Origin of the sequence: Flavobacterium crassostreae, assembly GCF_001831475.1 — a bacterium.
In the GTDB taxonomy this organism is placed as follows: domain Bacteria; phylum Bacteroidota; class Bacteroidia; order Flavobacteriales; family Flavobacteriaceae; genus Flavobacterium; species Flavobacterium crassostreae.
In genome coordinates this window covers 2814135-2829955 of record NZ_CP017688.1, presented here as the reverse complement: position 1 = coordinate 2829955, position 15821 = coordinate 2814135, and the positions used below count along the sequence as shown (strand labels likewise).

Genomic DNA, 15821 nt, shown 5'->3' with positions numbered 1-15821 from the left:
TTATTTAAATATATTTTTTCTATTCTTTTTCGTTGTTTCGATTACTTAATTTCAAAAACCATTTTTCAATGATAAAAATAAGGACCATTAAAATACTTGATAATAGCACAACAAAAGGGTCTGAAGATAGTTTTACCCATATAAATGCTGTCAATACAGTTAAATCTAAAACAATTGCTAAAATGATAATTGAAACATTGGCATTTATTTCCTTTCTCAAATTTTTCAAAACGCCCCATTGTAGCATTATATCCATTGTTAAGTAAAAAATTGCACCCAATGAAGCAATACGACTCAGGTCAAAAAACGCAGTCAGTATAATTGCAATTACCACGGTATAAACTAACATATGCTTTTGCAATGAACCTGGCATTCCAAAATGTTTATGCGGAATAAGTTCTGCTTCAGTAAGCATAGCAGTCATTCTTGATACTGCAAATATACTGGCAATAACGCCAGAAATTGTTGCTACTATGGCGATACCCACTGTAAACCATAAACCATATTTTCCAAAGGTGGGTTTTGAGGCTTCTGCAAGGGAAAAATCTTTAGCTGTTATAATTTCGGGTATTGATAAATTTGAAGCAACTGCGAAAGCCACTAATAAATAGACCACGGTACAAATCAGGAGGGAAATCATAATGGCATATCCAACATTCTTTTTCGGATTTACAATCTCGCCGCCGCTGTTTGTAATGGTGGTAAATCCCTTGTAAGACAAAATTGTAAATGCCAAAGCGGCTATATAACTTTGTATTGAATAATTGTCAGATACCGCAGTGGGCAAAGTTTTGCTAAATGAAAATCCTACTGCCCACAATCCACCAATGGCAAAAATCGATAGACCACCTATTTTGATCACTGCCAAAATAAAGGAGGAACGTTCAATGGCTTTATTTCCAGAAATATTAACTAAAAAAGCAATTATTAATAATAAAACACCCAAAATGGGTGTCCAAATATTTTTATTACTGATATCAAATAGTTGTAAGGTGTAGGTACCAAATGTGCGTGCCACAAGGCTTTCGCCAATTATCATTGAAAAAGCCATTAAAAGCGATCCCGCTGCAGTGATGGTACTAAAACCGTAAGCCTTTTTGAGATACATTGCAATACCACCCGCTGATGGATAAGCATTAGACATCTTAATATACGCGTAAGCACTACATCCAGAAATTATTGCGCCAATGAGAAAAGCGTAAGGGAAAAGTTCGCCAGAAAGTGCTGCCACTTGTCCCAATAATGCAAAAATTCCTGCACCAATCATAACTCCAGTTCCTAACGAAACTGCTCCTGTTAATGTCAAACTGTTTTTCTTGTAATTACTCATTTAGTAAGTGACTTTTGCTGATTTTCTATAAAATCTTTTAGTAGATCTTTCAAACTCTCCAGCCAATCAGAAAATACTTTCGTGTCCAACTCTGGATTTTCACAACAGGGAATTGTTACTGGGTTTTCATTCAGATATTGGTACAATTCGGGATATTGTTGCTCTATTTTTAAAGTCAAATCATTGATCTCATTGTTGATTTTTTGTATTTCTTTCATAGGTGATTTATTAGCAAAGAGAAAATTGTATTTTTTATATAAAGTCAAAATAAGAATTACAAAATTTTATTAAACTTTATTCAACCCTGTCAAAATATAAGGTTGAATAAAGTTTTTTATTTAAAAAATTATTTACTTTTTCGATTCTGTTTTAAGACTACAAATACAAAAAGTATCACAACTACTATTGCAATCCACCTATACATTTGCATTCCCTAAACGAGTATTAATTCATACTCATATCTCCATTTATTCTGTGGTCATTCATAAAACTGGGTTTTTAGCGTTAAATCTTATTGAAGTTTTATCCAAACTAAAAATACTGAATTATTTTAGCAACACGATTTTTTTACGGGTTCTATTACTTTTTCAGAAGTGCTATTTGTAGAATTTTCTACTGATATACTATAATTTCCCGCTAATGATAATGCTTCTTGCAATTTTTCAATTGGAATATGTTTTTCCATTGTGACAGTTGCAACAGGCGGATTTAAAGTAACTGAGGCATCAATTCCATCAATAGTGTTTAATGCTTTTTCAACTGAGGTGCGACAACCGTTGCAACTCATTCCGGTAATTTGATAAGAATGTTTCATTTTTTATTTGTTTAAATTAACATACCAAATGTACAAATAGCATCAATTTAAGCAGTTGTACAATTGTGGTTAAGGTTTGTAAGTTTACGAATTGACATTTTGACTTAGGTTCCTAAATGCCAATTATAGTTTTTATCTTAGGAGAAAATAGAATATCAACGTATAAAAATCTTGTTGGATTTTTAAAAAAAAGGGAATAGGTTTATTTTAGAAAAATGAAAAACTGAAACCGCTCTGAGCGCCCATTAAGATGCTTCGGTAATACCTATAGATTTTGATCGTGTTAAATATGTATTTGACACTGTTGATTGCGCTAAGAAATAATATGCTATCCTACAATTGTGATTTTTGTCAAACAGAACTCGTTTCAAGTTCTAAAAATTACTGTTTACTGCGTTTCTGAGATTATGAAACGAAGTTCACCGAACATCTATTATAAGAGGCTAGATAAAAAGTGTAGTAAATAAATTTAGAATAACAGAAGTCCGCCCGTGAAGACTGCGTTTCATTTTATTATTTGTAGAAAGTATAGTAAAATTCACAAAGCGCCAATATCAGTTCTCTTTTTATCATTCAATAATTTGAATTGAGTAGGATTTAAACCAGTAGTTTTTTTGAATTGATTGCTTAAGTGCGCCACATCATTATAATTTAAATGAATCGCAATTTCGCCCAGCGTCATCTCATTATAAATTAGTAATTCTTTTGCACGTTCAATTTTTTGAGCAATAAAAAAGTGTTCAATCGTTACTCCTTCTTTTTCTGAAAACAGCTTGCTTAAAATACTGTAATCTTGACGTAACTCCTCAGCCAAATAGTTTGAAAAGTTAATTTTGATCGGTTCTTTTTTATAGTATACCAAATCAATTAATAAATTTTTTACCCTTTCAATAGTCTTATCTTCTTTATCAACTAACAATTCAAAACCAAGTTCATTCAGGTTTTTTGATAGTATTAGCATTTGACTTTTGTTTAAATCAGTTGCTATTTCTACTTCTCCTAATTTCATTGCAATAATTGGAACACCCATTTTTTCTAATGCCACTTTTACAGCAGTTTCGCAACGCGGACAAACCATATTTTTTATAAATAATTTCACTTGATTATTTTTTGTTTTGAAAAGGAATCGTCGTTTCGTTCACTTGAAAGTTCAATGAACATTATTGTTTTTTTACTTTCCAATTTGAAATTGATTGCTATAAAGATACCTAACAGGTTGTCTAAACCTGTTAGGATTTCAAATTAAAATTTCCGCAAAATTATTTGCCAAGATATTCTTGACAAGCATCAGCACATTTTTTACATGCTTCAGCACAATCTTTACAATGTTGGTGTTCGTGTTTCGCACATTCATCTGCACATTGTTGACAGATTTTTAGACATGCTTCTACTAGCGATTTTACATCTTCATAATTCGAAGCAAGCAATTTTGCTGTGGTAGCACAAATTTCGGCGCAAGCCTTATCATTTCGGATACAGTTGACCATCATTTTTACGTTGTCTTCATCAAGACAAGCATCTGCGCAATAATTGCAGTGTGTAACACAATTATTTAAGGCTTCAATTAATTTTGTATTTTTCATGATTTTTATATTTAGAATTAATACTATTTACATTTTAAAAACGGGCAGATAAACCAGCACCTGCACCATATCGGTTAGCATAACCAGCCGTCAAGGAAAAATTTCGAGATAAAAAATATTCGATACCTGCATTCCAAGTTGTTTCTCCTGAAAAATTTTCACCTACTGGTAAATTATTAGCCCAATCAAAATCAAATTGGTACTCATAACTGCCAAAAAGTGCTGTTTTTGGAAAAATCATAATAGAACGATTTAGACTGATTTGCGGTCTCAATTTACTATCAATTCGCACATCCAAATTAAAAAGATACGGTGTTAAATATCGGATTCCTACAATTGCTGTTGTTGTAATTTCATCTAAACTTTTATCGATTTCATTCTCAAAATTCACACCACCAAAAACCCTGAAATAATCATACAAATATCTTTCATAAGTTACTTCTGCTTCCATATTTTTATTCCATCCAAACTCAGCATTAACATTGAATTGATTTCGAATATCAGATGCAACAAAATTAAATGCTGTCATATTTAACGCGACATCTAACATAGACCAAGCATAAAACCGATCTGCTTCTTCGATAATATTTTTCTCGGGATAGTCTGCCATTCTAGGATCACGAGGTGTTTCATAACTGACCACGCGTGCCATACCACTCATCATGTGGTATAAAATATGGCAATGAAAAAACCAATCGCCATATTCATCGCCATCATTTCCGTGGAACTCTATCGTTACTTGTTGCATTGGCGGCACATTGACGGTATGTTTTAATGGAGAATATTCGCCATTTTTATTAATAACTCTAAAAAAATGTCCATGTAAATGCATGGGGTGGTGCATCATTGTTAAATTATTAAAAGTAATTCGAGTAACTTCATCTTTTTTAATGGCTATTTTGTCGGCTTCATTTAAAGGTACTCCATTTAAACTCCAAATGTAACGTTGCATGTTTCCAGTAAGATTTAGCAATATTTCTTTCACTGGAAGTTTTGAATCATATGAAGTGTTTTCAGGCGATTTCAGATAATCATAATTATATTCAGCAAACATATCCATATTCATATCGTCCATTTTCATTCCATCTTTTTTCATTTCATCTTTGCTAGAAGATGCGTCCATTTTTGAGTGGTCCATTTTCATCATCTCTTTATTTTCAGATGAATCTTTTTTCATATCCATTTTAGAATGATCCATTTTTACCATCTCTTTATTTTCAGATGAATTTTTATTCATATCCATTTTAGAGTGGTCCATTTTCATCGTCTCTTTATTTTCAGATGAATCCTTTTCCATATCCATTTTAGAATGATCCATTTTCATTCCGTATTTCTCTTTCATTTCATAGCGCTCGTCTTTTTTTGGATTAAATTTTAAGGCGGGCGCACCCATTTTCATATCCATTTTTACCATTTTCTTCATCATAGCAATTTTGTTTGGTTTGGGTAGCACTTCGGCTGGAAGTACAGTGCCATTTCCAAAATATGCAGTTGTTATCCCTGAACCGTCTTGCGCCATGGCTCTTAACTCAATTTTTCCATTTTGTGGTATTGTAACAATAAAATCGTAGGTTTCAGCAATAGCAATAAATGTTTTATTATGCGCAATTGGCACTACATCCATGCCATCGGCAGACACTAACATTGAAGTTTCACCACCAAAAGTCATCCAAAATTGCGAAGAGGCGGAACCATTTATAATGCGCAAACGCACTTTGTCGCCCGGTTTAAATTCAGGATATTCTGCGGATTGTTTTCCATTTGTTAAAAAAGCAGGATAATAAATATCGGCAATATCGGCACCTTCCATGCGTTGTTTAAAAAAATTAAGTTGCGCTCCAAAAGCGCCTTGTGCAATCACTTGATTAAGTGGTGTGGCCGTTCCTTTTTTCATTTGGTACCACTCGTTGCCCCTTTTTAGATTTCTCAAAACATTTATTGGTTTTTCATTGGTCCAATCAGACAGCATGATAACCAAGTCTTTATCATAATCTAAAGTTTTTACTTTAGGATTGATTATTATTGACCCAAAAACACCACTTTGCTCTTGAAGCATAGTGTGGGAATGATACCAATAGGTACCCGATTGCCGAATTGGAAATTCATATTTAAGCGTTTTTCCTGGTCGAATGGGTGGTGTGGACAAATAAGGAACACCATCAAAATAATTTGGCAGTAGAAATCCATGCCAGTGCACAGACGTTTCGACATCCATTTCGTTTTTTACATAAATAACCGCATAATCTCCTTCAGTAAATTCTAAAGTAGGACCTGGAATACTCCCGTTGACCGTCATTGCTGGAACTTCCTTTCCTGCTTTGTTTACCATTTCCTTTTTAATGGTCAAAGTGTATTCACGAACTGGCAAATTTTCTTTGTTTCCATCTCCAAATTGGGCAAAACCAATTTGACAACTTAGGAGTATTACAATAATATAATATAGCTTTTTTTTCATTTCAATTTTTTATAATTATTCTTCTCTTTCTAGCCCTAAAATGCAATTCAATTTTTGTTTTTATTAAAAATTAAAATTTTTATTTTTTGTTTTCTAATCGGTAAATCATTTCTTTCATTTGTGCAATTTCCTTCTCTTGAGCAACTATTATATCGTCTGCCAATTTTTTTACTTCTGGATCTTTAAAATCCACATTACTACTGGTCATAATTGCTGAAGAATGATGCGGAATCATTGCCTTCATATATTGCACATCATTTATTGGCGTTTGCGTTCTTAATAAATACAAGGTGCCGAAAAATGAAATAGTTGCAAAAGCGATAATTCCCATATTGATTTGACGATTGGGATACATTTTCCACATAAAAAGCAACATGTTAATAGCCATTATTGCAATCATTAAAGTAGTCATATAAAAGCGTGTTAAGCTATTATAAATATGGGCAAACTCGGCGACATTCAAAAACATGATTATATACATTATAACAAATGAAACTGCCATAATGATGGCAAATTTTACATAAGGATTTTTCTTTGTGTGGTTATTTTGATTTTCCATGATATAATTTTTTTGATTTTTTTTAAAATTAGCGTTATAGAAGTGAATTATGTTATAAGATTTTATGAAAATTTTATAACTTAATTTAAACTGGCTTTGAAATTTTTCCATAATGGAAACTTAAATTTCAGAATAGACACTCGTACTTTTTTCTACTTCAAATGCTCAAACTTTACTATTTGTTCCCTTTTTAAACATAGCAAATCAATAGGTTTATTCGTATTTTGTGTTTTTTTATCACAAGGAAGCTCTGGATATTGAGAAAATAAATGAACAACTTTGTTCGCTAAATGATTTGCCTTTGTCAGTACTAGCTGAAGTTACTTCAAAACCTAATGAAGTAACTTAACTAGGACTTTTCTAAACTATAAATGGAATGTTTTATAAAAATGTGAATCAATAATAAAAACCTTATTATTCCTTTTATGAATTAGATATCTAAATTCTTTACGTTAAACGAAAAGTTTAATTGTTAATTACCTTTTGCACTTTTCCACATTTAAGCATTTTACTACCATAATATGGATTTTTTACTTCGTTACTTGTACTTAACCAAGCACTCCCTTTATCGTACATTGGGCAAAACTGCTGGTACAACTTGTTTTTAGTTCCGGTGATAGCGACCATATCGGTAATATCAGTGCTTAGGGTTTTAAAGTGCTCGCGTTGATGATCAATAGGACTTTTTGAAATGTGTTCGGCATGTTCTGTAGCATCTTCTATAATTTCCACTAGCTCCTTTTGCTGTTTTTTGTTGTAATTGGTCACATCAAGAGCTTTTAAGGAAGCCATTAGTTTACTTCCAGACTGTGCCGCTTTTTTTGAATCATCGCCTACCAATGCGTCTTTTAGTATAAAATAATCAGCTAGAACTGCTTCTGCTTTAGTGTTATTCATCTTATCCATTTTCATGTTTCCATGGTCGTGGTTCATTTTTTCTTTTTCTTGTGCATTGGTTAAAGAAAATATAAACAGTAGCATAGCTGCTATACTCGTTTTTAAATTTTTCATTTTTTAATTATTTAAAATTATTTAAAAATTATTTTGCAATTCCGTTAAATATTGTATTATTTGTTCTTTTTCAGCATCAGAAAATATGGCATTTCTATGAATCATTGTGTACGATGTTAATGGCATTTTATTGCCTTTAATTTGACTAGTTATAGATTTTAATTTACTTTTTTTCCTTCTGTCAGAATAGGAACCCCACTCACTAAAGTTAAGTTCTGCTTTACCTTCATCAATATGACCTTCCAAAAATAATGCTACAGGTTGTATTTTGTTATACCATGGATAAGCAGTATTATTACTATGACAGTCATAACAGGAAACCTCTAATTTGTTTTTAATGTCTCCAGGTATATTGTTAACTATCATAAAATCAGATTTTGTCACAATATTGCTTTGATTGGATTTTGTGGGAATAAATTGAATTCCCACAAACACAACCAGTAAAATCAGTAAGATGATTTTAAAATTTTTCATTTAGTTAATTTTCTTTTTTACACTTCCACATGTTAACATCTTTGAACCAAAATAGGGGTTTTTAATTTCTTTCACTTCGCTTAACCAATTCGCCCCCTTATTGTTGTTAGCCATTGGGCAGTAATCTTGATAAATTACTTTAACTGTACCAAGTAGTGCTATTAAATCTGTGATGTCAGTACTTAATGCTTCAAAATGTTCTCTTTGATGGTCAATTGGACTTTTTACAATATGTGCTGCGTGTTCATTCGCACTTTCTTGAATTTCCATATATTCTTTATGCGCGTTTTCTGGTACTTTTGTCATATCAAACTTTGAAAATGCAGCTAAAAGGGCAGTTCCTCCTTTGGCCGTATTCTCTTTACTGTCTGTCACTAGACCATTTTTGATTTCAAAATAAGCGTTTAGTATCGCTGCGGTTTCTCCATTTTTATTGTTGCTTTGAGTAATTTCTCTTTCTGTGCTTTCGCTATTACTATGGTCATGTCCATCTTCCTGATTCATTTCTGAATGGTCATGACCTTTAACTGCTTCTAAATCCATTCCGCATTTGGAACATTTGTCTCCTTCTTTTCCTGTAATTTCTGGATGCATTGGACAAGCATACACAGTTTCGTGGTTCCCCATTTCATTATGCATTACATCTTTTTGTTCTTCTTGCTTGTTGTCTTTACAAGAGATAGTTAAGCTTAATAAAGCTATTACTGAAATTCCGATTACTTTTTTCATGATTTTAAAATTTATTTATTTATAGTTTCTTTTACTTCTCCACATTTTATCATTGCTTTACCAAAATAAGGGTTTAAAACTTTGGCATCTTTGCTTAACCAATAAGCCCCTTGATCATTAATAGCCATTGGACAAAATTGACTGTATAGCATTTGATCTAAAGGATTAAACGATTTTGACATTTTTATCATTACTTCAGAAATTGGAGCGAATAGCGTTCTTAATTCTTCGATATTTTTGGCATGGTCAATATATTGCACACTTTTATTTAAAGGATTTGCGTATGACATCCAAACTTTATGTGAATCTCCTTCGAATAGTTTCATGTCGATTTTGGATAAATCGTTTTTGAAATTTTCTGCTTTGCTTTTTGCAGTCGTAAAATCATCTTTAACCAAGGCATCTTTCATTTTAAAATAACTTGTAAATAATAGTTTTAAACTCGCTACTGCTTTGACGTTTCCAACCTCTTTGTTTTTATCTTCTTCATGTTCGTAGCTCATCATGCTCGGTTTTCCGGCTAATTGCGCTGCAGCATCTACGTTAAATGTACCGTTTTTAACAATTTCTTCGCCAACTTTCAAGCCGTCTACAATACTATAAGAATCGCCCAATAAAGGACCTAGGGTTACTTCTCTTAATTTAAAACTGAGGTTTTCATCATCAGGTGATTTTACATATACAATCGATCGTTTTCCTGTCCACATCACAGCGGTTTTGGGTATACTCAATGTGTTTTTATTTTTGCTGTGGGTTGATTTTATAGTACCCGTAACGAACATTTCAGGTTTTAATTTGCCACTTGCATTATTGACTTCTATTCTTGCAGTGGCAATACGGGTAGAAGGATTAATGAAAGGATCTATATAATTCACAGTACCTGAAAAAGTTTCTCCAGGAAAGGAGGCAATTGTATAGTCTATTTTGTTGCCAACTTTAACCCAATCAATATCAGTTTCATATACTTCAAAAAGTATCCAAACATTTGATAAATCTGCTACTTCATATAGAGTTTGACCTCTTTGTACGTAATCACCAAGTTCAACATTCTTTTTTATTATGTATCCAGAAACATCAGCTGTAATAGCAAAACTAGATTGGGTTTTACCTGACTTAATAATACTATTAATAGTGGCATCAGAAACTTTCCAGTTTTTAAGTTTCATCTTTACCGATTCAAACAACTGTGGCTGAATGTCTTTTATAGAATAGGCTTCAAGTAGTTCCTGCTGTGTGCTGGATAATTCGGGAGAATAAACATAGGCTACAACTTGTCCTTTTTTGACATATTCACCTGTAAACGTAACCATGATTTTTTCAATTCTTCCTGGAATATGTGAGGCTTGACCGTAGGATTTTTTTTCGTTTATTTCTACTTTTCCATTTAATGAAATTTCTTTGTCTCTTGAAGTATTTCCTACGATGTATGTAGAAACTCCCGCTATTATCATCGCCGACTCAGAAAGGCTTATAGCGTTTGGATCTATTTCTAGGTCATTAGACTCAAGTGGTATTAAATCCATACCACAGATTGGACATTGACCAGGTTCTGGCTGTCTGATTTGTGGATGCATAGAGCAAGTCCAAGTTTCTACTTTTTTATCTGTAGTCACTATTTGTGGATCTTTTTCGGTAGGACCTCCAAAAAAGAGAGCCCCTAAAATTAGTCCAACTACTAAGGCAGCGATTAAGCGTATCTTATTTTTTTTATTTGTGTTCATAAATTAATTTTTTAGTCCTATTGTTTAATTATTTCTAAAATTGCTTTGCTGTTAAGTAATTGAGTTCTGCTAATTTTGTGTAATAAGCACTTTGACTTGTTACTTTAAGTCTTTGATATTTTAGTAACTCTTGTTGCATTCTAAGTACTTCCTCAAAATCTTTATTGGCATTACTATAATAAGAGAAAAGTAGGTTCAAACTTTTTCCTAAAATGGTAACTTGCGTATCATACAATTTTAATAGGTCTTGTTGTTTCTCTAATTCAAATGCGATTTGGTAATAATTACCGTTGAGTTTATTTTGAGTTGCTTGCATTTGATATTCATAACTTTCCTGCATTAACTTGGATTCTTCGATAGCAGCATTGTATTTTTTCCTGAATATTGGCAAACTTAAAGAAACCATCGGCATAAAGGCATTTTTACCTGAATCGGGAGAATTATTCATACCCTCACCAACAAAAATATAATCTACACCAACGCCAATTTTAGGAAGCCCTTGTTTTCTTGCGGCGATAGTATTTGCTTCTGAAGCCTGTTTTTTTAATTCAATTTCTTGAAGCAATGGGTTGTTTGCGATAGAATCTCTGCTACTTGCAATTGCTACTTCTTCTACCAGAATCTCTTTTTCGATCGTAACTTTTTCATCATATTTCCTATTGAGAATACTGTTAAACCATGCTATTAAAGAAGTTTCTTTTTTATCAAGTATGCTCAAATTTGTTTGTGCATCTTTAATTAAAATATCCACACGAAGCACATCAACAACACTACCATTCCCATTGGCTAATTTTGCATTGGAAATATTGTAATAGGATTCTAAAATTTTGATATTATCCTCTTCAATGATTTTCATCTTTTTTACTTCATATATTGCATAATAAGCCGTAGCAACTTGTACGTTCAAAGCATTTTTACTGTTTAAGAAAGATTGGTATTTACTTTCGGCAAGTAAGGCTGCAACGTCTTTTTGTGCTTTTAAAGTACCAAACCAAGGGAACATTTGAGTAAGTGATAGTTTCATGTTTTGTGGTCCCAATCTTGTTTCAACTGGAGATACAAAGTATCCTACAGCAAAATTAGGGTCAGCCAAGGAACTAACTTGTGGCAACTTTTGTAAAGCAGCCTCGAACTCTTTGTGTTTTGACTTGAGTTCAGGATTGTTTTCGGCGGCTATTTTATAATAATCGTTTATTGATTGTGCCTTGAGACTGTAAACAGAAATCAATATCAATGTTATTAGAATTAGTTTACGCATTTTTATTATTTTTTTTAATTACACTTTCTCTCCAGTACGCCTGTAAAACAGGAACAATAAACATGGTCATAATTTGTATCGTCATACCACCAAAAGTAGGTATGGCCATCGGAATCATAATATCTGCTCCTTTACCAGTTGAGGTAAGCACTGGCAGTAAAGCAATAATGGCAACGGCAGCAGTCATCATTGCAGGTCTTACTCTTTTCTTTCCTGCTTCAACTACCGCTTCTCTAACTTCGGTTACTGTTTGAGGGTTTCTTTCTTCAAAAACTTGGTGAATATAAGTTCCCATAATTACGCCATCATCGGTAGCAATACCAAACAAAGCAATGAATCCGACCCAAACTGCAACACTAAGGTTTATGGGATGCAATTGAAACAAATCACGCATGTTTAAATCTGCAATGGAAAAATTCAAAAACCAATCTTGACCAAATAACCATATTAAAATAAAGCCACCAGCAAAAGCCACAAATACACCCGAGAAGTGGATGGAAGATGCAATTACAGTTTTAAACTGAAAATACAATAACAAGAAAATAACAATCAAACATAATGGTATTACGATGGCCAATCTTTTTATAGCTCTCACTTGATTTTCATAGTTTCCAGAAAACTTATAACTAATTCCTTGAGGGATTATTAATGCTCCTGAATCCACTTTATCTTGAATGGCTTTCTGTGCATTATTCACTACGTCAACTTCTGCATAACCGTCATTTTTATCAAAAAGAACAAAACCTACTAAAAAAGTATCTTCACTTTTTATGGCTTGAGGCCCTTTCGTATATTCAAAATCTACCATTTGCCCCAGAGGAATTTGGCTTCCTGTTGGTGTGGCAACTAAAATTTTAGCAATGGTCTCGGGACTGTCTCTTAATTCTCTCGGATAGCGAACTCTAATAGGGTATCGCTCACGTCCTTCGACAGTAGTAGATATTGTCATTCCACCAACTGCAGTTTCTATCGTTTGTTGAATGTCTTCTACATTTAAGCCATAACGCGAAATTTTTTCTCTATTAATTTTTATATTTAAGTATGGTTTACCTACAATTCTATCGGCAAAAACAGCCTCTTTTTTAACTGAAGGCACTTCTTTAAGAATACTTTCTAACTCTAATCCAAAATCACCGATTGTTTTTAAATCTGGACCAAAAACTTTTATACCCATTGGTGCACGCATTCCTGTTTGTAACATTACCAAACGCGTTTCAATAGGCTGTAATTTTGGAGCAGAGGTGACACCTGGTATTTTGGATGCTTTTATAATTTCATCCCAAATATCATTTGGAGATTTTATGTGATCACGCCAGTTTCTGTAAAACTCTCCGTTATCATCAAGTATTAAATCTTTTAGTTTAATTCCTTTTTTTAAGGCATCGGCATGGGTAAGAGTATCACCTTTAAGTGTAAAATATCGATTTTCACGGTCTACTTTAAAACGAAGTCGATGTCCTTTTTCTGATAAAATATATTCGGGTTTATAATTGATCGTATTTTCATACATTGAAATAGGAGCAGGATCAAGTGCACTTTCTACGCGTCCCAATTTACCCACTGCAACATCTACTTCGGGAATATGATTTAAAATCATATCAAGTTGACCAACTACTTTTCTGTTTTGTTCAATACCTGCATGTGGCATTGACGTAGGCATTAAAAGATAACTACCTTCATTAAGTGATGGCATGAATTCTGACCCAGTTCCAGGGAAGGCATGAGATGGAACAGACCATATTTTTGAACTTCTAATATCCCAACCTAATTTAGTAAAACCATTGGCTACAAAACCAAACGTTGAATTAAAGCCAATCCAAGCAAGTAACCCAAATAATAAAGTAACTAGCGGTAATAGCATGAATTTCCCCTTATTGGCCAAACACCAACGCAGTACTGCTTCATAATAATGGACAATAGTAAGTAAGGCTCCCAGAATTAATCCTAATAGTACAATTACAAATAAATAATTACCAATTACGCTAATTTGTGGGCCAAGTGGCATCCACTCAACTGTAAGAAAATAGGAAACAACAAGCAAAACTAATATAATATTAAAATGTTTGAGATAAACTTTGTACTTGGGTGGAATTTTATAATTGAATAAATCGTATAATCCGATTAAACAAAGAGATAAGGGAAATATTATTTTAAAATAAACACTTAATAAAATACCTACTGCAATAAGTACATAAGACCAAAATCTTTTGACTCTTTTTTTATCATAATCAATTCCGAAAACAAGATGTGCTAAAGCGGGTAATATAATTAGCCCAAGTATAAAAGCTCCCACAAGCGCAAATGTTTTGGTAAATGCTAATGGTCTAAAAAGTTTTCCTTCAGCAGATTCCATAGTAAATACTGGAATAAAACTGACAATAGTTGTGGCAAGTGCGGTAGTAATGGCAGATGCGACTTCTATTGTTGCTTCATAAATTACATTCATGAGTTGTTTGCCTTTTACTCCTGCATTTTCGGGTAAGTCAAGATGTCGAATAATATTTTCTGTAAAAACCACACCAATATCAACCATTACACCAATAGCGATAGCAATACCAGAAAGCGCTACGACATTGGCATCGACGCCAGTATAACGCATGATTATAAACGTCAACAGTACGCCAACGGGTAATAAACTTGATATTATTAAAGATGCTCTAAGGTTAAAAAGTAAAATTAAAACGACAATAACACTAATTAAAACTTCGTGTGAAAGTGCCATTTCTAGGGTTCCAATTGTTTCGTGTATTAATTGGGTACGATCGTAAAAGGGAACAATAGTCAACTGACTAACAACACCATTTGCAAGAGTTTTTTTAGGTAATCCTGATGAAATTGTTTTTATTTTGGCTTTTACTCCGTTTATTACCTCAAGCGGATTAGAACCGTAGCGCGCAATAATTACACCACCAACTGCTTCGGTACCACCTTTGTCTAAAGCACCTCTTCGAATTGCCGGTCCTAAACTGACAATACCAATATCTTTTATGCGAATGGGTACATTGTTTTGTACTGCAACTACGGCTAATTCGATATCAGATACATTTTTGATGTAACCAAGACCTCTAACTAAATACTCTGCTTGATTGATCTCTATGGTTTTAGCACCAACATCTTTGTTCGATTTTTGTACTGCCGACATCACCTTTGCAAGGGAAATATTGAATGCTTTCAAAGCATCTGGATTTACATCGATTTGATATTCTTTAACAAAACCACCAATGGATGCAACTTCTGAAACTCCTTTAACGGCATTTAGTCCATATTTTACATAAAAGTCTTGTGTTGAACGGATTTCGTCTAAATCCCAGCCACCTGTTGGGTTACCGTTTTTATCCCGACCTTCAATAGTATACCAATATACTTGACCCAATGCTGTTGCATCTGGACCTAAAGCAGGGTTTACATTTTCAGGTAGTAAATTTGAAGGTAGTGAATTTAGTTTCTCTAAAATTCTAGATCTAGACCAGTAAAACTCAACATCATCATCAAAAATGATGTAGATACTTGAGAAACCAAAAATAGAATTGCTCCTAATAGATTTAACGCCAGGGATTCCTAGTAAATAAGTCGTTAATGGATACGAGATTTGATCCTCAATGTCTTGAGGTGAACGACCAGGCCATTGTGTAAATACAATTTGTTGGTTTTCCCCAATATCAGGTATTGCATCAACGGCAACTGGGCTTGATGGAATAAATGGAACTTGCCAATCAAATGGAGATGTTGCTATTCCCCAAACAATAATAATGAAAAAAATAAGTCCTGTAACAAGTTTATTCTCAAGGAAATATTTAATGATTTTTTCTAACATAACCCATGTAATATTATATGGTTTTCTTTGAATACATTATTTAAAAAAAAGAATCAATCATACGATACTACAT

13 protein-coding genes are annotated in these 15821 nt (G+C 33.1%); all 13 read right to left on the bottom strand.

Annotated features, from left to right (window positions below; genetic code table 11):
• Positions 1 to 19: 19 nt before the first annotated feature.
• The 13 genes from LB076_RS12505 to LB076_RS12445 all read right to left on the bottom strand — a co-directional run bounded on the left by LB076_RS12505 (position 20) and on the right by LB076_RS12445 (position 15748).
• Positions 20 to 1330 carry an APC family permease gene (locus LB076_RS12505; protein WP_066336716.1) on the bottom strand — a complete coding sequence of 437 codons (1311 nt, stop codon included), beginning with the start codon at positions 1328 to 1330 and terminating at the stop codon, positions 20 to 22.
• The gene (locus tag LB076_RS12500; protein WP_066336718.1) at positions 1327 to 1548 is read right to left on the bottom strand and encodes a hypothetical protein; all 222 of its coding nucleotides are present in this window, start codon (positions 1546 to 1548) and stop codon (positions 1327 to 1329) included. Before LB076_RS12500 ends, LB076_RS12505 begins: the two co-directional genes overlap by 4 nt.
• 332 nt (positions 1549 to 1880) lie before the next feature.
• Positions 1881 to 2144 (bottom strand): heavy-metal-associated domain-containing protein, encoded by a 264-nt coding sequence (locus tag LB076_RS12495; protein ID WP_066336725.1) that lies wholly within the window; start codon positions 2142 to 2144, stop codon positions 1881 to 1883.
• Between the two features lie 538 nt (positions 2145 to 2682).
• Positions 2683 to 3243 carry a helix-turn-helix domain-containing protein gene (locus LB076_RS12490; RefSeq protein WP_066336727.1) on the bottom strand — a complete coding sequence of 187 codons (561 nt, stop codon included), beginning with the start codon at positions 3241 to 3243 and terminating at the stop codon, positions 2683 to 2685.
• A 160-nt stretch (positions 3244 to 3403) separates the two neighbouring features.
• Positions 3404 to 3727 carry a four-helix bundle copper-binding protein gene (locus LB076_RS12485; protein WP_066336729.1) on the bottom strand — a complete coding sequence of 108 codons (324 nt, stop codon included), beginning with the start codon at positions 3725 to 3727 and terminating at the stop codon, positions 3404 to 3406.
• Positions 3728 to 3761: 34 nt separating this feature from the next.
• Positions 3762 to 6182, bottom strand: a complete 2421-nt coding sequence (locus tag LB076_RS12480; RefSeq protein ID WP_066336731.1) for a multicopper oxidase domain-containing protein — start codon at positions 6180 to 6182, stop codon at positions 3762 to 3764.
• Between the two features lie 79 nt (positions 6183 to 6261).
• Positions 6262 to 6741, bottom strand: a complete 480-nt coding sequence (locus LB076_RS12475; RefSeq protein ID WP_066336864.1) for a DUF305 domain-containing protein — start codon at positions 6739 to 6741, stop codon at positions 6262 to 6264.
• A 465-nt stretch (positions 6742 to 7206) separates the two neighbouring features.
• Entirely contained in the window at positions 7207 to 7752 is a 546-nt protein-coding gene (locus tag LB076_RS12470) for a DUF3347 domain-containing protein (protein WP_066336733.1), read from the bottom strand.
• Positions 7753 to 7773: 21 nt separating this feature from the next.
• Positions 7774 to 8226, bottom strand: coding sequence for a heme-binding domain-containing protein (locus LB076_RS12465; RefSeq protein WP_066336735.1), 453 nt, complete (start codon positions 8224 to 8226; stop codon positions 7774 to 7776).
• The gene (locus LB076_RS12460; protein WP_066336739.1) at positions 8227 to 8955 is read right to left on the bottom strand and encodes a DUF3347 domain-containing protein; all 729 of its coding nucleotides are present in this window, start codon (positions 8953 to 8955) and stop codon (positions 8227 to 8229) included. It lies immediately after the preceding gene.
• 11 nt (positions 8956 to 8966) lie between these two features.
• Entirely contained in the window at positions 8967 to 10676 is a 1710-nt protein-coding gene (locus LB076_RS12455) for an efflux RND transporter periplasmic adaptor subunit (protein ID WP_066336740.1), read from the bottom strand.
• A gap of 34 nt (positions 10677 to 10710) precedes the next feature.
• Complete coding sequence (locus LB076_RS12450; RefSeq protein ID WP_066336742.1) at positions 10711 to 11934, bottom strand: TolC family protein; 1224 nt, start codon at positions 11932 to 11934, stop codon at positions 10711 to 10713.
• Entirely contained in the window at positions 11927 to 15748 is a 3822-nt protein-coding gene (locus LB076_RS12445; protein WP_066336744.1) for an efflux RND transporter permease subunit, read from the bottom strand. The genes LB076_RS12450 and LB076_RS12445 overlap by 8 nt, the downstream gene beginning before the upstream one ends.
• Between the last annotated feature and the right edge of the window lie 73 nt (positions 15749 to 15821).